This window comes from Streptomyces sp. NPDC051664, from assembly GCF_044453545.1.
Taxonomy (GTDB): domain Bacteria; phylum Actinomycetota; class Actinomycetes; order Streptomycetales; family Streptomycetaceae; genus Streptomyces.
Genome location: NZ_JBITCU010000034.1, coordinates 25,258 through 43,158 on the forward strand (window position 1 = coordinate 25,258; position 17,901 = coordinate 43,158).

A 17,901-nucleotide genomic window follows, 5' to 3' on the forward strand; every position below is an offset into this window, starting at 1 on the left:
GTCCCAGCCGGCGAGCGTCAGCTGCATGTCCGCAGCCACGGGCGGGCGGCTGCCGGCGTCACTTCGATGTCGTCGCTCCAGGAACACCCGGCGCTGCCGTGTCTCCAGGCGTTCGACGGAACCAAAGGGGCCGGGAAGAAGCCCCACAAGCTGTCGTCGGCCTCGCGCGCCGTCACCTGAACGTCCAGTGGTAATCCTGCGCGACGGCCGTCCCTTCCGGAGCAGTCCACCAAACCGTGCTGCCGGCCTTGGGCGAGGTGACCACATCCAGTAACGAGCCAGGCTCGACAACCGAATGGGGAATCAGTCGCTGGAACTGCAACCGTCAGGATCGATTCACGGGCCGGCCGGCTGGCTCCGCGTCGCACCGGCACGAACGGTGGTGGCGGTCAGCCCGAGTCGGTTCACCCCCTCTCGCGCTCAGCGGCATGTGGCGATGGTGCTCAGCGGCCGACGAGGTCGTGGGCGGCTCGGGTGATGTGGGTGCGTGAGATGCCTGTGGCGTCGAGAAGTTCGGACGGGGTCCCGGAGCCCGGCAGGTCGTGCACGGCAAGGTGGGCGAATGCGGGGGTGAGGCGCTGTGCGGCGAGCGCGGACAGCACAGCCTCGCCGATGCCGCCCTCGGGATGGTGATCCTCGACGACGACCAGAGCGCCGGTTTCCTGGGCGGCGCGAGCGAGGGTGCCGACGTCCAGGGGCTTTACGGAGTACAGGTCGATGACGCGGGCGGGGATGCCGTCGGCGGCCAGCTGGTCGGCGGCGGCAAGGCATTCGTGGACGGTGACGCCGGCGCCCAGGAGAGTGACCTGGTCACTGTCGCCGGCGCGCAGGGTCTTGGATCCGCCGACCGGGAAGGTCTCGTCAGGGGCGTAGAGGACGGGGTAGGCACCCCGGGTGGTGCGCAGGTAGGAGATGCCGTCGAGGTCCGCCATGGAAGCGGTCAGGGCCGTGGCGGATGTGGCGTCGCTGGGGTAGAGCACCGTGGAACCGTGGATGGCCCGCATCATGGCGAGGTCTTCCAGGCCCATCTGAGAAGGGCCGTCCGGGCCGATCTCGACACCGCAGTGGGTACCGCACAGACTCATGGAGACCTGAGAGATGGCGGCCATACGAATGAAGTCGTGGGCTCGGGTGAGGAAGGCCGCGAAGGTGGTGGCGTAGGGGCGGTAGCCGCGTACGGCCATGCCGACCGCGCTGGCGATCATCTGCTGTTCGGCGATGTAGATCTGGAAGTACCGCTCGGGGTGTGCCTTGCCGAAGTCCTCCGCGTGGGTGGAGTTACCCACTTCGGCGTCCAGAGCCACGATGTCGGGGCGGGCGCCGATCGCGGCGAGTGTCTTGCCGAATGCGACGCGGGTGGCGACAGCTTCGCCCATCTTGAACTGCGGGAGCGTCACCTGCACCGGAGCGACCGGGTCCGTGGATGGGGCGGCGGGCGGCTGGGGGCCGCGGACGGTGTGGTGGCGTACGCCGCCCAGTTCGGTGATCGCTCGGGCGGCCAGGTCGTCGGGCAGCGGCTTGCCGTGCCAGCCCTCGGCGTCTGCGACCTCGGCGACACCTTGGCCCTTTACCGTCTTGGCGACGATGACGGTGGGGGCCTGCCCGTCATCCGCGACAACCAGGGCTTGTTCGACGGCCGCCAGGTCGTGGCCGTCGACGACAAGGGCACGGCAGTCGAAGGCTTCGGCGCGACGGACGTAGGCGTCGGTGTCCCAGCCCAGCTCCGTGGGACCGCTCTGGCCGAGGCGGTTGACGTCGATGATCACGGTGAAGTTGGCCAGCCGGTGACGACCTGCCTTGTCCAGGGCTTCCCACACCGACCCTTCTGCCATTTCGCTGTCGCCGCACAGCACCCACACGCGGGAGGACTGTTGTTCCAGGTCCCGTCCGGCAAGCGCGATGCCGACGCCGTAGGCGATGCCCTGGCCCAAGGAGCCGGTGGCCACATCCACCCAGGGCAGGACCGGAGTGGGGTGGCCCTGAAGGCGCGCACCCTGGCGGCGGTAGGTGGTCATGAGTTCCTCTTCGTCGATCGCGCCGGCGGCGAGGAACATCGCGTACAGCAAGGGGGAGGCGTGCCCCTTGGAGAAGATCAGGTGGTCGTTGGCCGGGTTCTTCGGGCTCTGCCAGTCGTAGCGCAGGTGACGTGTCATGAGGACGGCCATGAGATCCGCGGCGGACAGGCTGGAGGTGGGGTGACCGGAGCCGGCGGCGGTGCTGGCGCGAACGGAGTCCACCCGCAACTGCTGAGCCAACTCGAAGACCTCGTCCAGGTCACTGTCAGGCCCCAGCGAGACAGTGGCGGTGCTCTCAGCCGACATCGCGGACTCCTCTCAAGACGTGCGTTCTGATCCGGTCGTTCGACGGCCGCCGGCTCGCGGGCCGCGCGCAGAGGCTGCGTTCGGTCCGCAGCGGCTGCGTGCGACGGCCGTGCCCCTGCCGACCGTATGCCCGTGGGACAGAGGCCGCGATTCAAGCGCGTGCCGGTCGGACTGCGCGGTCCAGGAGCGTCACCAGTGCGGTCCGGTGGCGCTTGTCCGCAGTGCTTTCGCAGGCGGCGGTGTCGGCCTGGTGGCACCGCGGTGCGCGGTGCAGATCTCGCTGTGGTGGCGTACGCCCGCTGCGGTGAGGGCCTCGTCGAGGTGGTTGATCTGGCCGGGGCCGAAACACGGCTCCGCGGTGGTCCGGTCAGCGAGCAGGTGCGGACTCTCGGGTCGGTAGGTGCCGACGGTGCACAGGGCCAGGCGGGCGCCCCTGCGGAGGTGGGGACGGCCCGAAGTCGACACCGCAGCCGGGGCCCGGTCGGGGGAATGGCCTGCCACGGAGAGCTGAGCCCCGCCGCCTGCTCGGGGCCTGGTGGAGGTGCTACTCGGCCGCGCCGCTGCGGGTGCGCTGGTAGTGGCGCCTGGCCTTCATCCTGTTGCCGCAGACAGCCATCGAGCACCAGCGCGCCTTGTTGGTCTTGCTGCGGTCGAGGAGGAACCGCCGGCAGTCCGGATTGGCACACGGCCGCAGTCGCCCGGGCGTCGCCTTCTGCAGCGCGCTCCAGGTCATGACCGCCTGCACTGCCATCCGGCGCTCCTTGCGGGCGTCGAGGTCCCAGGACACTCCGGCGGAGGACACCTGCGGACGGGACGTGACGCCCTCGAGGACCGGGGCCAGTGACGTTGCCGGCCGGCTGCCACGCACCACCTCCTGCAGGGTTTCGCGCGCCTGCAGGAGGTGGCGGTGCTCGTCCGCGGTCCCGCTGCCGCCGTGCGCCCGCTGCCAGGCCTCGGCCGCTTCCGGATCCGCCAGCTGATCCTGGACCACCCCATTGACCACCGGCGTCGTGTTGAGGAGTTCCAGCAGTGCGTCCTGCTGCTCTCGATCTGCGTCGGCCGCCATCACGCCTCCTAACCGCATTGAATTGCTTGACAGGTTACACGAACCAAGCTCGATCTAACCATGAAAGCAATTTTTGACGGTTAGCTCCCGACGAAGCGTTCGCCGCGGCCGGGGGGCGGCACCTCGTACGCACAGGCCCACCAGGCCGACACCGGCGAGCCGAGTGCACTCATACCCGGCGGCTCCACTGGCCGACGAGTCACCGAGGGGCGGAGGCTTGAGGAAGGCCCACCGATCCGCGCCTCCCCCGCCCCGAGCTCGTGACCGGCGGCGAACGCACCCCGACCTGGAGGCATCCGCGACGCCTCCCACGGCTCTAACCACTAAAAGCACCTTGACAGGTTAGAACCAGCGTGGTCGACTGGGTCCATAACCACTCAAGCTCGATAGAAGGGTTAGGACTATGACCCCCGCAGTTCACCACCGCACCGCAACGGTCGACGGCCTCGAGGTCTTCTACCGGGAGGCCGGCGACCCCCAGGCACCCGACGTGGTGCTGCTCCACGGCTTCCCGACCAGCTCGCACATGTTCCGCCACCTGATCCCGGCACTCGCCGACCGGTACCACGTCATCGCTCCCGACCACATCGGGTTCGGCCAGTCGGCGATGCCCGCCCTGGAGGACTTCCCCTACACCTTCGACGCCCTCACCGAGGTCACCTCCGGCCTGCTGCAGCACTTGGGTATCGACCGGTTCGCGATGTACGTGCAGGACTACGGCGCCCCCATCGGCTGGCGCCTCGCGCTCCAGGCCCCGGACCGCATCACCGCGATCATCAGCCAGAACGGCAACGCCTACGAAGAGGGCTTCGTCAAGCCGTTCTGGGACGGCGTCTTCGCCTACGCCCAGGCGCCCGGACCCGACACCGAGGCCCCCATGCGAGGCGCCCTGACCGCCGGGATCACCCGATGGCAGTACGTGAACGGAGTCGCCGACATCAGCCTGGTCAGCCCCGACAACTGGGTCCACGACCAGGCGTTGCTGGACCGGCCGGGCAACGACGAGATCCAGCTCAAGCTCTTCCGCGACTATCCCACCAACGTCGACCTCTACCCGCAGGTCCACCAGTACTTCCGCGACTCCCAGGTCCCGCTGCTGGCGGTCTGGGGCGTCAACGACGAGATCTTCGGCCCCGCGGGCGCCGAGGCGTTCAGCACGGACCTGCCCGACGCCGAGATCCACCTGCTCGAGTCCGGCCACTTCGCCCTCGAGAGCCACCTCGAGCCGATCACCCAGCACATCCGCGACTTCCTCGGCCGCGTCCTCGTCTGACGCGGAGGATCGAGGCGCCACCGCCATCGACGGCAAGGTCATCCGGGCCTGCTGCCGCCGACCGGAGGTCGCGGTCTCACGCTGCCCTGCAATCCCTGACCGGGCAACGACAACCACCCGACCATCCCGCGGGGTGCAGCTTCCCGCCGACCCCGCACCCGGAAGGAAAACGCCATGGGACTGTCCTGGCAGCAAGGACCCCTTTCCGTAAGGGCGATCGGACACTTCCTCACCCCCGAGCCCCTTCCTGAGCGCCTGCTGTTCGCCGAGCCGTTGCGTCGCCGCATGCGCGTGAAGTTCAACGACACCTGGATCGCCGACAGCGAGCACGTGATCCTGCTCCACGAGCCGGGCCGCTACCCCGTCGCCTACTTCCCCCGCGGGGACGTGGACCCCCAGGTCCTGGCCCCACGCGACAAGGTCACCCACCACAAGGACCTGGGCGAGACCACCTGGTACGCGGTCCACACCGGCGACCGCACCATCGAACGCGCCGCCTGGGAGTTCACCTCGCCGCCCGGGCATGCCGCCGAGCTGCAAGGCCGCATCGCCTTCGCGTGGCGGGCCATGGACGCCTTCTACGAGGAGGACGAGCGCATCCTGGGCCACGCCGCGGACCCGTACCACCGCATCGACATCCGCAGCACCTCCAGGCCTCTGGAAGTCCGCCTGGGCGACACCGTGATAGCCCGCTCCGAGCACCCCGTCGTGCTCTACGAATCCGGATTCGCTCCGCGTTGGTACGTCCCGCGCGCCGACATCGACGAGACCCAGCTGCGCCCCGTCGAAGGACAGACCTTCTGCCCCTACAAGGGCCTGTGCGACTACTACGACATCGGCAATGCGCCCCGGGCCGCCTGGACGTACCGCGACGCCTACCCGGAGGTCGGCCGGATCGGTGACATGGTGTCCTTCGAACCGGACCAGGTCGAGATCCACCTGGACGGCAAACGCCTGGAACTCGAGCGCGGGCAGAAGGTCGTCCCCCACGGGGTCGACCGCGGCCTGGACGTCGACGAAGTCGGGGCCCACTGACCCGACAGGAGCCGGAGGGCGAACCTACCGCGTGGAAACGGTTCGAGCGACGCGGTTCACGGAACGCGGCACCACCCGACCGGTCTCACTACCGGCCCCGTCAACGGCAGCAGTGTCGACGGCCGGGGCAGCATGGGCAGTGGAGTCCGCCCGGGAGCCCTTCGCACGTCGACCGGGCGGACCACCTCGGGCGTGGCCCCCGTGTCCAGTCTGCTGATGACGGATTCCCCGCGGCCGGCCGCGCCGCAGGCCGAGAATCCGGCACAGCAGCGTCCAGTGGCCGCAATCGGGACGGCCCGGCTGTCCCGACCGTTCAGCGGGGTGCTGACGACCACCCACCGCCGCGTCGGCGAACGTTTGGCCGCTCCGGTCTTCGGCTCCGGCGGCTCCGTTCGCTGCCGAGCGTGGCTGAATCGCCGATCCTTGTCCAGCTCCGGTCATGAGCGGACCTGTCCCGGCTGGGCCGACTGAACGGGTCAGGGACATACGGAGTTGTGTTCCATGGCGGGACTCCCGGGAAGAGCAGTGGACGGAAACCCAAGACCCTACGCAGGGAACTCGATCGAGGTCTCAGAGGGTACGCATGGCACCGGCCTCATGACGCCCTGGAGGACGACAGCCTCCTGTGCCGGAGGCAACTCCCTTACAGACCGGCCGAGTTGACGTGATCCCGACACGAGAAATTTACCCTCGCAGATCTACTCGCATAGACCTCATGCCGCCATCCTGGGCGCAGACGTCCCAGAACCCGTCCAGCAGCGCAGCCGCCCACCCGGCGGCTCCGCCCTGGCGGAGCCAGCGTTCGGCATCAGGAGGATCTCTTGAGCAAGAAGCAGTTGCGGCGTACCGCCCTCGTGGCCGTCCTTCTCACCGCGGTCACCACCGCCACGGCGCAGGGAGCCGTATCGGCGTCCGCCGAGGCGTCCCCGGCGCGGCCGTCCGCCGCGGCACCGTCCGCCGTGCGCGGCATCGAGGACGATGTCGCCCGCTCCCTCGCCGTCTCGCTGGCGGATGCGGACTGGCGGTCGCAGGTACGCGGCGCGGCCCTCTCGTCCGCCCAGGTCGATGTACAGGCCCTGGCGGCTCGGTCCACCACCAGGAGCGGCAAGGCCCTGATCCCGGCGGTCCGCGAGGCGGACCGCCGTATCGCTGCGGCCAAGGGGCTGGCCGCGAACACCGGCTCGCTGCTGCGCGTCCGTCTCGGCGACGCCTCGATGCGCGAGGACCTGACAGGTGAGGCCCTCCCGCTGGTGGCCGCGGCCCCTGCCGACGACGCCGCCGAGACGATCACCGCGTATGACAGCCACGGACGAGCGCACACCCTCGACGCCCGTGAGGTGCCCCAACGGCCTGTCTACGTGGTGGACATCGACGTCTCCAAGGCCCTCGCGGCGGGCCTCGGCGTCCTGAGAGCAGAATTCGCGAAGCACGGTGTCGCCACCCCCCGGCCGCAGGCGCGGCAGGCCGCCGGCGGCTGGTGGTCCACCCGCGTCACATCGGTCGAACTGGCCGACGACGAGGAGCCCTGGGTCAAGGGTGACGCCGAGGTGTACACGCTTGTGACCGGCTTCGGGCTGGACGGCAAGGTGCGCGTGGACACGGTGGACATGCCCTATCTGAACAGCGACGGGGTCGTCTATTACCCCAACCAGATCCTGGTCAACTGGTCGAACTACAAGTACAACCTCGCCGACGCCGTGATGATGGAGGACGACGGCGACACGAACTACCAGGCGCTCGCCCAGGCTCTGACCACGGCCCTGCTCACCATCACGGACCAGGGGGCGTACATTCCCCTGGTGAACGCGGTCCTGGCGGCCATCCCCACCTCCTGGTGGACCGACGACCCGGACTACGTCGACTCCTGGTACACCCTCGCCCGGAGTGACTCGGGTCGCCGTAACGGGGCGGCCGGCAACGGCTGGATGACGGTCGAGCCGTACTTCGTCGAGCAGTTCTGACCGCGCGTACGCAAGACTCGCGAAGGCCGCCCGAGGGCGGCCTTCCGTGTTTCGGGGCACCGGCCGTTCCCTCTCCGAACGATCACTGGTGATCACTGAGGGAAGCGAAGCGATGGTTCCGACCCAACCGCTCACCGAGGCCCTGGAGACACTACTGGCGCACGACGTGCGGGTCGCGGACGGCGGTTTCGACGTCGTCGGCGACGCGTGCGCGGCGGGTACAGCCGCTCCGCGTCAACGGGGCGTCATGTGCTCCCTTTTCACCACCAGGCCGTTCGGCGCCTCGATGTGCGCCGTACCGTCGGCGTCGATGGAGATGTCCAGCCGCCCGCCGGCGATGTCGAGGCCCTCGACCTTCAGCGGCCGGTATTCCTCAGCGAATCCGGGCGCGACCGTGAGCGTTCCGCTCGGGGCATCGGCAGAGAGCCCCAGCATCGACTGCAGGATCATGACGGACGAGGCCGCCGCCCAGGCCTGAGGACGGCAGGACGCCGGATAGGGCGAGGGCCGGGTGTCGGTCGCCGCGCCATGACCGGCGAACAGTTCGGGAAGCCGCCCGTCGAAGCCCGCGGAGGCGGTCAGCAGACCCCCGGAGAGGGACGCGGCCGTTTCCGGGAACCCGGCCCTGACCAGGCCGTGTACCGCGATCGCGGTGTCGTGCGGCCAGATGGAACCGATGTGATAGCCGTACGGGTTGTAGGCCACGGAGTCGCTGCTCAGGGTCCGCAGGCCATGGCCCGAGTCGAGGTCGGGCGCGCCGAGCCTGGCGGCCAGCAAGGCGCTCTCCTCATGGTTGAGCAGGCCGGTGCCCAGCAGTTGCCCGAAGCCCGAGGTGACCGAGTCCACCGGCTTCTTGTCCCCGTCGAGCGCGACGGCCGGGTACGGACCCCGTTCGTCCTCCACCCAGAAGTGGCTGCGGAAGCGGTCACGCAGCCGTTCGGCCCACTCCTCCCACTGGTCGGCGCCGGGTCGGCCGAAGGCGCGCAGCAGGTCGGCGCCGCCGCGGGCCGCCTCGTACGCGTAGGCCTGGACCTCGCAGAGCGCGATCGGGGAAGTGGCGAAGCGGCCGTCGCGATACCGGATGGAGTCGCCGGAGTCCTTCCACCCCTGGTTGGCCAGGCCACGTCCGGTGCGGTCGATGTACTTCAGGAATCCGTCGCCGTCCGCGTCGCCATGGTCACGCATCCAGGCGAGGGCGGACTCCGCGTGCGGAAGGAGCTGCTCCACCTGCTCGGGCGCGAGGCCCCAGCGCCAGGAGTCGTGCAGCAGGGTGATCCAGAGCGGGGTGGCGTCGACCGTGCCGTAGTAGCAGGGCGGCAGGGAGAAGTTCTCGTTGAAGTTCTGGGTGGCTCGGCGCACTTCGTGCAGGATCTTGCCGGGCTGTTCCTCGGTGTCCTGGTCGGACTTCGTGCCTTGGCGGCGGGCGAGGGTGCGCAGCGTACCCGCAGCGAGATCGGTGCCCAGCGGCAGCAGCATACGGGCCGCCCACAGGGAGTCGCGGCCGAAGAGGGTGAGGAACCACGGGGCTCCGGCGGCCAGGAACTGATCGGCGGGTTTGTCGGGATCGGTCAGCCGCAGCCGGTCGAGGTCGGCGGCCGACTGGCTCAGCCACTGGTCGAAACGCCGGTCGGCGCTGCGCAGTACCGGTGTGCGCCAGGGCAGGCTGTCCGCCGGGGGCGCGGGGAACTGATCGCCGTCCTCATGAGCCGCGTCACAGCGCAGCACAGCGGTCCATGACGAGCGGGGGGTGAGTTCGATGTCGTACTCCAGCCGTCCGGCGGCCGGGTCGACGGTGGCGGGCTCCGGGGAGCTGGTGAGGCGTACGGCGAAGGTGTCCTGTGACCAGTCGAGTCCGCTCTCGGTGGCGGTGGCGGAGACCGGGCTCTGCGCGCGTCCGGACTTGACGCGCTCCATCGCGGCGAGGTCGGTCCCGGCAGTGACGATCAGCCGGAAACGGACGTTCTGCCGTCCGGCGTTGGCGACTTCGAGGGTCTCCTCGAGGCGCCCGGGGGTGACGCGGCGGCGCCGGAGCAGGGTGACCGCCGGATCCGGAGTCTCCTCACCCAGACCGCGCAGCACACCGCGAAAGGCCGCCCGGTCCGCTCCTTCGACGGCTCCCCGTACCGGCGCAATCGCGATCCCGTCCGCCGCGACGGTCAGGCGGGCGAGCGCTCTGCTGTCGCCGTGGTAGAAGCCGTCGGCGGAACCGTCGATCTGTCCGTCGGCGTGCGAGATCGCGAAGCTCGGGGCGTACAGCGTCACACAGGCGTCATGCAGGAATGGCTGGAGGCCTTCGGCCGAAGGGCCGGGCCCCGTGTCGGAGTTCGTCATGTCGTGGGTCTTGACAGTGGTGTCCAACAGAGCAGAACCTCTCAGGCATTGGAGCGTTCCAAGAACCCTAACTACGACTTCACAGCGTTGACAACGGTATTGGAACGCTCCAATCAACTCGTCCGTTCGCACAACCGGTTCCGGAGACACCCATGCCCCGCTCCCCCAACGCCCCCGCACCCAAGGCAGGTTCGGTGACTCTGGCCACGGTGGCGAGGCGGGCCGGCGTCTCTCCGCAAACAGTGTCCAATGCGATCAACTCGCCGGAACTGCTCCGTCCGGAGACCCTGGAGCGGGTCCGCCGCACCATCGACGAGCTGGGCTATCGCCCGCATCGAGCCGCCCAGACCCTGCGCACCCGCTCCAGCAGGCTCATCGGCTACGGCATACGCCCCACCGCCCCCGGCACCTCTGCCCCGGTCATGGACCGGTTTCTGCACGCCTTGTCCCAGACCGCCGACGAGGCCGGCTACCGGATCCTGCTCTTCGCCTCACCCCCCGGCAGCACCGGCCTCGAGGGGTACGAGGAGCTCCTCGACCTGCACAGCGTGGACGGTTTCGTGCTGAGCGGCACCGAGCGGGGCGACAGGCGCCAGGCCTGGTTGGAGAAGCGCGGTGTGCCATTCGTGGGCTTCGGCCGGATATGGTCCGGCCGCCAGATAGGCGACTGGGTGGATGTCGACGGCGCCTCGGGCACGGACTCCGCGGTCGAGCATCTGGTCGTTATGGGGCATCGCAAGATCGCCTTTCTCGGCTGGCCGCGCGGCTCCGGAGTCGGCGACGACCGCGCCGAGGGCTGGCAGCGCGCCATGCAGCGGCACGGCCTTGCCGTACGCGGCAAGCGGGCGCAGAGCATCGATGACATCACCTCGGCACAGGCCGCCGCCGGACCGCTGCTCGACGCGGGAGCGACGGCCGTGATCGCCGCCAGCGACATGCTCGCCCTGGGCTGCTATCAGGCCCTGCGCGAGCGACGGGCCGTTCCGGGCACGGACGTCGCCGTCGTCGGCTTCGACGACTCCCCCACGGCGGCGCTCCTCTCCCCCGGACTGTCCACCGTTGCCCAGCCACTGGAGGCCGTCGGCCGCGAATGTGTCCGTCTTCTGTTGGCCCGAATGTCCCAACCCGACGCTCCGCCTGAGCGCGTCCTGCTCGAACCATCTCTCGTCGTGCGTGACAGCACACCCGCGTCGGGCAACTGAACCACTCCCCACGCCCGTTCACGGGCCACCGATTCACAGCACGCCCTTCCGGGCAGCTGAGCCGCAAGTTATGCCTTCTGGAGGAACTCATGGTCACCCGTACGGCCGTCGCCGCCCTCGCCACCTGCGCGGCGCTGCTGGCCGCCACCGGCTGCTCATCCAGCTTCGGCAGCGACAAGGAGCCCAAGCAGGACAAGGCCGGCAAGCAGAATCTGACGGTATTGATCGCCACCTCGGGGGACGCCGAAACCCAGGCAGTCAAGACCGCCACCGCCGCGTATGCGAAGAAGTCAGGCAACACGGTCACGGTCGAAGTCGCCAAGGACATGAACCAGCAGCTTGCTCAGTCCTTCGCCGGGCACAAGCCGCCGGACGTCTTCTACGTCAACTCCGACCAGTTCGCGAATTACGCGAAGGGCGGCTCGCTCTACGCGTACGGGGACCGGATATCCGACGCCGACGACTTCTCCGAGCAGCTGCGCACCTCGTTCTCGTACAACGGAAAGCTGGTCTGCCTGCCGAAGGACACCTCCACCCTCGGCCTCGCCATCAACACCGATCTGTGGAAGAAGGCCGGGCTGACGGAGAAGGACTATCCGAAGAGCTGGGCGGACCTGAAGACCGTCGCGGACAAGCTCACGGGCAACGGCGTCACCGGTCTGGTCACCAGCGACGAGTACCAGCGACTCGGCGTCTTCATGAAGCAGGCGGGCGGCTGGCTCACCGACGCGGACCAGAAGAAGATGACCGCCGACACCTCCGAGAACGCCAAGGGGCTCACCTTCGTTCAGTCCCTGCTCAAGTCGGGCTCGATGAAGTTCGCGAAGCAGGTGGACACCAGCTGGGGCGGTGAGGCGCTCGGCAAGGGCAAGGCCGCCATGACCATCGAGGGCAACTGGCTCGACGGCGGTATGAAGCTCGATTACCCCGACGTGAAGTACGCCGTCGCGCCGCTGCCCGAGGGGCCGGCCGGCAAGGGCACCCTCGCCTTCAGCAACTGCTGGGGCGTCGCCGCCGACAGCGCGCACCGCGCGGCGGGCGTCGACCTCGTGAAGTACCTGACCTCCGCCAAGCAGCAGCTCGCATTCGCCGACGCCTTCGGTGTCATGCCGTCGCGGACAAGTGCGCTCGAGACGTACGCCGAGAAGCAGCCGGCCGCCAAGGCCTGGGTGGACGGCAACGCCTACGCGCAGGGCCCGGTGACGATCGCCGGCTTCGACAAGGTCCTGAGCCAGTTCAACACCGATCTCCAGTCGCTGCGCACCGCCGACCCGAAGAAGATCCTCGCCGACCTTCAGCGCAACGGCGAACAGGCGATCGTGAAGGGCAACTGAGCCCCATGCCCATCCGCACGATGCGCGCAAGCGGCACTCCCCCCACGACCGGCTCGGCCGGCGCACCTGACAGCGCACCCGGCAGAACCGGTACGACCGCGAAGGCCCGCCCCCAGCGCGCGGGCCTTCGCGGGGAGGGCACCTGGGGCTGGCTGTTCGTCAGCCCCATGGCGCTCGTCCTCGGCCTCTTCATGGTGCTTCCCATCCTGATGGCGCTGTGGGTGAGCCTGCTGCACTGGGACGGACAGTCCAACCCGTTCTCCGGTCAGGCCGATTTCGTCGGTCTGGACAACTACCGGACGCTGCTCACCCAGGACGGACTCGACCGCACGCTCTTCGCGACCGCCCTGCGCAACAACGCCTATTACGTCCTGCTGACCGTCCCTCTGCAGACCGTGCTGGCAATGGCTCTGGCCCTGATCGTCAACCAGAAACTGCTGCGGGGGCGGGGCGCGCTCCGTACAACGTTCTTCTTCCCGTCGGTCACCAGCTCCATCGCCGTCTCCACGGTCTTCCTCTTTCTCTTCCAGGGCAGCGGAGCCGTCAACTCCATGTTGTCCTGGATCGGTCTCAAGGGTCCCAACTGGTTCGCGGACCCGCGCGGAGTGCTCTCCCTGATCCTGAGCGGTCTGGGAATCGTCGATCCTGAACGGCCCGCCGGGGTGCTCGCCGATCACTCACTGCTGGGTCTGTCGTGGTTCGAGTGGCTCGCGGGTCCCTCGGTCGCAATGTGCACGATCATCCTGCTCGCCGTGTGGACCACCTCGGGCAGCTTCATGCTGATCTTCCTCGCAGCGCTCCAGAACATCCCGCGGGAGCTGGAGGAGTCGGCTGCCATGGAAGGGGTCAATCGCCGCCAGATGCTTCGGTATGTGACGCTGCCCGCGCTGCGTCCCGTGCTGTTCCTGGTGCTCACTCTGGGACTGATCTCCACCTGGCAGGTCTTCGACCAGGTGTACGTGATGGGCCAGGGCGCCCCGGGCAACACGACGCTCACGCCCGCATTCCTGTCGTACTCCGCGGGCTTCGACAACGCGGACTTCGGGCAGGGCTCGGCGATCGCGTTCATTCTGCTGGCCCTGATCCTCATTCTGACCGCGTTCCAGCGCTGGGCGCTGCGGGAGCGTGACGTACACACCGGGAGGAACCGATGACCGCCGCCGGTACGGCCGTACGCGACCGGGCCCGGCGGTCCGCTCGCCGTCGCGCACCGCGCGAACGAGGACACCCTGTCCTGAGCCGTTTCCCGCTGCCGGCTCGGTTGGTGGGGTACGCCGTGGTGCTGGGGCTGGGTCTGCTCTATCTGCTGCCGTTCGTCCTCCAATTGGTGACCGGTTTCAAGACGGACCCGGATGCCGCCGCGCATCCGCTGGCCATGTTGCCCACCACTCCGACGACGGCCGCGTATCAGCGGCTGTTCGGGCTGAGCCAAGCCTCGGAAGGGATTCCCTTCCTGCGCTGGCTCAGCAACTCGGCGCTGGTGGCGGTACTGGTGACTGCAGGCCGGGTGCTGTTCGACTCGATGGCAGGGTACGCGCTGGCGCGGCTGCGCTTCCGGGGCCGCTCGGCACTGTTCGGCTTTGTGCTCGCAGTGATGGCGGTGCCCGGAGTGGCCCTGCTCATCCCGAAGTTCCTGGTGCTCAACGCCTTCGGGCTCTTCGACACGTACACCGGCATGATCCTGCCGTTGCTGGTGGACGCGGCAGGCATCTTCATCATGAAGCAGTTCTTCGAATCCGTGCCGCGTGAGGTCGAGGAGGCCGCCCGGGTCGACGGGGCAGGCGTGTTCCGGATCTTCTGGTCCGTAGTCCTGCCGATGGCCCGACCGGCGTTGATCACTCTGACGATCCTGTCGTTCCAGGGGTCGTGGAACGAGTTCACGCACTTCCTCGTCAGCACCCAGTCCAGCCAGTACGAGACGCTCACCACGGGTCTGGCCCGCTTTGTCTCGGGAGGTCTCGGCGGCGGCACCCAGTATCCGCTGAAGCTGACGGCAGCCCTGCTCTCCACCATTCCGGTGGCCGCGCTGTTCTTCTGCTTCCAGCGCTACTTCGTGAGCGGCGCCAACGAGGGGGCGGTCAAGGAGTGAGTTCCGGTGCCGTCAGGAGCTGACGGCACCGGAGCGGGATGTTCACTGTCCTGCCGCGTCGGCGGTCGGGGTCCCCGCTTCCGAGGCCGCTTTTGTTTGGCGAATATCACATGCCGACATAGTGCCCATATCGGACAATTCGCCCTCCTTATCCGAAATCCTTGTCTCCTCGGAACGTATGGTCGCTTTGAGATATGAAATGGGGATCCAATCCGGTTTGGCTCGACCATTCTCCCCATTCATCCATTCTCTGCGGCCCACACGGGTGCCAGGGCAGTCACCTGCCGCAGCCCGCCTCGCCGAGCGGTTGAAAGCAGGCGTCGCGGGAGCCGACTCTCCCCGGCCACGCAAGGTCCGGCGAGAGGAACTCCGACACGCAGCAGGACGGGACATAGCCTTCATGTATGGATCGCACATATTGACCTGCTCTCGGCGCGGTGTGGCCGCTGCCCTTGCCGCAAGCTCATTGCTCGCCGTATTCACCACGGCCACCCCGGCCTCGGCAAGCACGGCCGGCGCCGCAGTGGGTGGTTCGAAGGTCGTCTGCACCTCGGATAAAACAGGACTGGCCTCCCGGCTGTCCCAGGACATAGCCGGTGCTCTCAACGGGCGGCAGGACACGTCGGCGCTGGCCCTCTACGACCGGATCACCGGAACCACCTGCGCGCTCAGGGCCGACGCGCACTTCGACTCCGCCAGTGTTGTCAAGGTCACGGTGCTCGGGGCACTGCTGCGGCAGGCCGAGGAGGCACACCGGAAGCTGACTCCGCAGGAGGTGAAACTGACCACCGCGATGATCACCAAGTCCGACAACGACGCGACCTCCGCTCTCTGGCACCAGATCGGATCCGCCGGCTTCAAGAAGTTCCTGACCCTGGCAGACATGCGGCACACCGTCCCAGGTTCCGGTGGAAGCTGGGGGCTCACCCAGATCACCGCCGGGGACGAGCTCCGGCTGATGCAGCTGCTGTCGACGGAGAACTCGGTGCTCACCACGACCTCGCGCGCCTACGCTCTCGACCTGATGGAGCACGTCACCCCCGGCCAGAGGTGGGGGGTGCCCGCCGGATCACCCGCTTCGGCAACGGTGCACGTCAAGAATGGGTGGCTGCCGCGCGCGACCGACGGATGGCGGGTGCACAGCGTCGGCGCCTTCACCGGCAGCGGTCACGACTACGGCATGGCTGTCCTCTCGAGCGGCAACCTCACGATGGATTACGGCGTCGCCACCATCGAAGGAGCTGCGCGCGTCATCCATCGTGACCTGACCAGCGCGCGTTGACAGCGAGCCATTGACCGGAAGAGCCCCGACTCCAGTGACCTGAGTCCGATACGGGTGTCTCCCCTGTCGCGCCCAGCAGGGGCCACCTGCGACGACGTTCAGGATCGCTGCCGAGACGTCGTCGCCCCGCTCAACACGACCGATGATCACGAAACTGCCCGGATCCAGAGCGGGGTCCCGTGTCTCCGCTGTACAGGCGGACGGTCACCATGGGAGGCGGCTGACGTGGAGCGCCCGGATTCCGCGACTGCTCACGCGTCCCCGTTGCAGATGATGAAGTCGGGGAAGGCGTGCCGTCCGGGTCGGCCGCCGATCTCGTCCATCGCTTCGCGAATGCTGCGCAGTTGGCCGGTGGTCATCTGCAGCGGTGGCTCATCCGGCTGGTACGTGGTCAGGACCGGGTAGTCCACACCGGGCTCGTTGGTCATCTCGATGTGGCAGCCGAGGACATGTGTCACGGGTCGGGTGTCAGCGAACGCGATCAAACGGTCGACAGTTCTTCCGAAGGCGTCCCAGTCCTCCACATACAGCCGCCCCGGGTAGACCGTGTCGCCGGTGAGCAGGAATCCGGTGTGCGGGTCGTAGTAGGTGATGGCCGCCTCATGGTGGCCGGGGGTGGCGAAGCACTCAAGCACTCGGCCACCGAGGTCGACCCGGGCCACCCGGTCCGGGTCGTCGGTGAAACCGAAGTAGCCCCAGGCGCTGCTCCGGTCCGCCCGAACGACCGTGGTCCGGGGACGGTCGGTGAACTGTGCGTCGGCCGCGATGTGGTCGCCGTGGCCATGGGTGTGCAGGACGAGCAACGTGTAGTCATCCCGGGGATGCTCGGCCAACCACCGCCCGACCAGGTCGTCGACAACCCGGCGCAGCGGAAAGAACTGGGCGGACCCGGTGGCCCCGGTATCGATGAGTACAGCTCGAGTGTTGCCGAAGATCAGGAACAGGAACGGCGCCTCGTAGTTGACCGCCATGTTCTGGCGCAGGATGAACGTGTGCTCGTCGTACGCGTGGACCTGGATATCCGGGTCTGTGTTGTGTTTCGCCGACGGGGATCCGTGGATCCAGTTGACGGCCGACAGGCGCGGCTCGGGGGCCTCCGACACGAAATCGACCTGCGCTTCACTTCCGCCCATGACCTCTCCTGAACGCGTCGTCTCACCAGGCCGGGCCCGGCGCACACGTCCACGTAGATTCGCGTCTCCGGGCCGGATCTACTACGCACAGATCGAGTTGATCAACGGTGCATCCGCGGGGCTCGGTGAACCGGTCCCCCCACCACGCCGTGTCAGGCTGCAGTCGGCTGACGGACGACGGCCTCGGCGACAGCCCTGGCACTGCCCGGGTTCTGACCGGTTATCAGCCCCACAATCATCGCCTCCGATTGCATCGTCATGCGTTTCAACCATAAACCTGGGGAGCTCCGCCAACCAGCTGTGACCGAGAGCGGCGATCTATACCTCTTGCCATTTGCCCGCGGGTCAGCGGGAGGTGGGCGCCCACGGGCCGACGCCACCGATGCGTTCGACGGAGTAGCGCACGAGATAGCCGGGCCCCTTCGGCACCGGGAATTCTGCGTCCTGGGACATGTAGACCTTCGCCAATCCATTGAGCAGATCCCAGGCGTCTCCGCTCGGCTGAACTTCGGCCCGCGCCCGCAATACGGCGTACTCGTTCAAGAAGACGCCGGGCGCCCGCGGTGCGTCGAAGGACAATACGACCCGTGGGTCGCGCTCGATGTTGCGCAGCTTCACGTGGCGCGACATGTGACCACTGACGAGATCATCGCCGTCCAGCCCGATCCAGATGACCGTCACCTGCGGACTTCCGTCGGGGTTGATCGTGCTCAGGTGAACCATGGGCCCGGACGCGATCAACTCTCGCAGTTCGCGCGGCAGGCCGCTCATAGCTTGATCCTTACTGTCACAGACTCACCCTATGTCTCGCTCAGTCCGAACGACCGCAGATCGCGGCCCCACGCTGTGCACGTCCACCGACAAGGCTCACCGA

At 68.2% G+C, this 17,901-nt stretch carries 14 protein-coding genes; 8 read left to right on the forward strand and 6 right to left on the reverse strand.

Annotated features, from left to right (window positions below):
* Positions 1-443 precede the first annotated feature (443 nt).
* The 3 genes from ACIA8E_RS35320 to ACIA8E_RS35330 form a co-directional block, all read right to left on the reverse strand.
* Positions 444-2,321 (reverse strand): transketolase, encoded by a 1,878-nt coding sequence (locus ACIA8E_RS35320; RefSeq protein WP_399304472.1) that lies wholly within the window; start codon positions 2,319-2,321, stop codon positions 444-446.
* A gap of 189 nt (positions 2,322-2,510) precedes the next feature.
* The gene (locus ACIA8E_RS35325; protein WP_399304474.1) at positions 2,511-2,822 is read right to left on the reverse strand and encodes a hypothetical protein; all 312 of its coding nucleotides are present in this window, start codon (positions 2,820-2,822) and stop codon (positions 2,511-2,513) included.
* Between the two features lie 43 nt (positions 2,823-2,865).
* Complete coding sequence (locus ACIA8E_RS35330) at positions 2,866-3,387, reverse strand: CGNR zinc finger domain-containing protein (RefSeq protein WP_399304476.1); 522 nt, start codon at positions 3,385-3,387, stop codon at positions 2,866-2,868.
* 403 nt (positions 3,388-3,790) lie between these two features.
* Between ACIA8E_RS35330 and ACIA8E_RS35335 the strand changes: the two genes are divergently transcribed.
* The 3 genes from ACIA8E_RS35335 (at position 3,791) to ACIA8E_RS35345 (ending at position 7,656) form a co-directional block, all read left to right on the forward strand.
* The gene (locus ACIA8E_RS35335; protein WP_399304478.1) at positions 3,791-4,660 is read left to right on the forward strand and encodes an alpha/beta fold hydrolase; all 870 of its coding nucleotides are present in this window, start codon (positions 3,791-3,793) and stop codon (positions 4,658-4,660) included.
* Between the two features lie 174 nt (positions 4,661-4,834).
* Positions 4,835-5,695 carry a DUF427 domain-containing protein gene (locus ACIA8E_RS35340; protein ID WP_399304479.1) on the forward strand — a complete coding sequence of 287 codons (861 nt, stop codon included), beginning with the start codon at positions 4,835-4,837 and terminating at the stop codon, positions 5,693-5,695.
* Between the two features lie 821 nt (positions 5,696-6,516).
* On the forward strand, positions 6,517-7,656 hold the full coding sequence (locus tag ACIA8E_RS35345) for a DUF3103 family protein (protein WP_399304481.1): 1,140 nt from the start codon (positions 6,517-6,519) through the stop codon (positions 7,654-7,656).
* Between the two features lie 234 nt (positions 7,657-7,890).
* Here ACIA8E_RS35345 and ACIA8E_RS35350 read toward each other — a convergent pair whose 3' ends face one another.
* Entirely contained in the window at positions 7,891-10,014 is a 2,124-nt protein-coding gene (locus ACIA8E_RS35350) for a glycogen debranching N-terminal domain-containing protein (protein WP_399304483.1), read from the reverse strand.
* Positions 10,015-10,139: 125 nt separating this feature from the next.
* Between ACIA8E_RS35350 and ACIA8E_RS35355 the strand changes: the two genes are divergently transcribed.
* From ACIA8E_RS35355 to ACIA8E_RS35375, 5 genes are all read left to right on the forward strand, one after another.
* Positions 10,140-11,189, forward strand: a complete 1,050-nt coding sequence (locus ACIA8E_RS35355) for a LacI family DNA-binding transcriptional regulator (RefSeq protein WP_399304485.1) — start codon at positions 10,140-10,142, stop codon at positions 11,187-11,189.
* Between the two features lie 89 nt (positions 11,190-11,278).
* Positions 11,279-12,523, forward strand: a complete 1,245-nt coding sequence (locus ACIA8E_RS35360; protein WP_399304487.1) for an extracellular solute-binding protein — start codon at positions 11,279-11,281, stop codon at positions 12,521-12,523.
* A gap of 5 nt (positions 12,524-12,528) precedes the next feature.
* The gene (locus ACIA8E_RS35365; protein WP_399304489.1) at positions 12,529-13,677 is read left to right on the forward strand and encodes a carbohydrate ABC transporter permease; all 1,149 of its coding nucleotides are present in this window, start codon (positions 12,529-12,531) and stop codon (positions 13,675-13,677) included.
* Positions 13,674-14,612, forward strand: a complete 939-nt coding sequence (locus tag ACIA8E_RS35370; RefSeq protein ID WP_399304491.1) for a carbohydrate ABC transporter permease — start codon at positions 13,674-13,676, stop codon at positions 14,610-14,612. Before ACIA8E_RS35365 ends, ACIA8E_RS35370 begins: the two co-directional genes overlap by 4 nt.
* A 439-nt stretch (positions 14,613-15,051) precedes the next feature.
* Positions 15,052-15,894: a serine hydrolase gene (locus ACIA8E_RS35375; protein ID WP_399304493.1), complete on the forward strand. Its 843-nt coding sequence runs from the start codon at positions 15,052-15,054 to the stop codon at positions 15,892-15,894.
* Between the two features lie 251 nt (positions 15,895-16,145).
* On the opposite strand, the gene ACIA8E_RS35380 is transcribed toward ACIA8E_RS35375, so the two are convergent.
* Positions 16,146-17,027: an MBL fold metallo-hydrolase gene (locus tag ACIA8E_RS35380; RefSeq protein ID WP_399304495.1), complete on the reverse strand. Its 882-nt coding sequence runs from the start codon at positions 17,025-17,027 to the stop codon at positions 16,146-16,148.
* A 345-nt stretch (positions 17,028-17,372) separates the two neighbouring features.
* Positions 17,373-17,798: a PPOX class F420-dependent oxidoreductase gene (locus tag ACIA8E_RS35385; protein ID WP_399304497.1), complete on the reverse strand. Its 426-nt coding sequence runs from the start codon at positions 17,796-17,798 to the stop codon at positions 17,373-17,375.
* Positions 17,799-17,901: the final 103 nt, after the last annotated feature.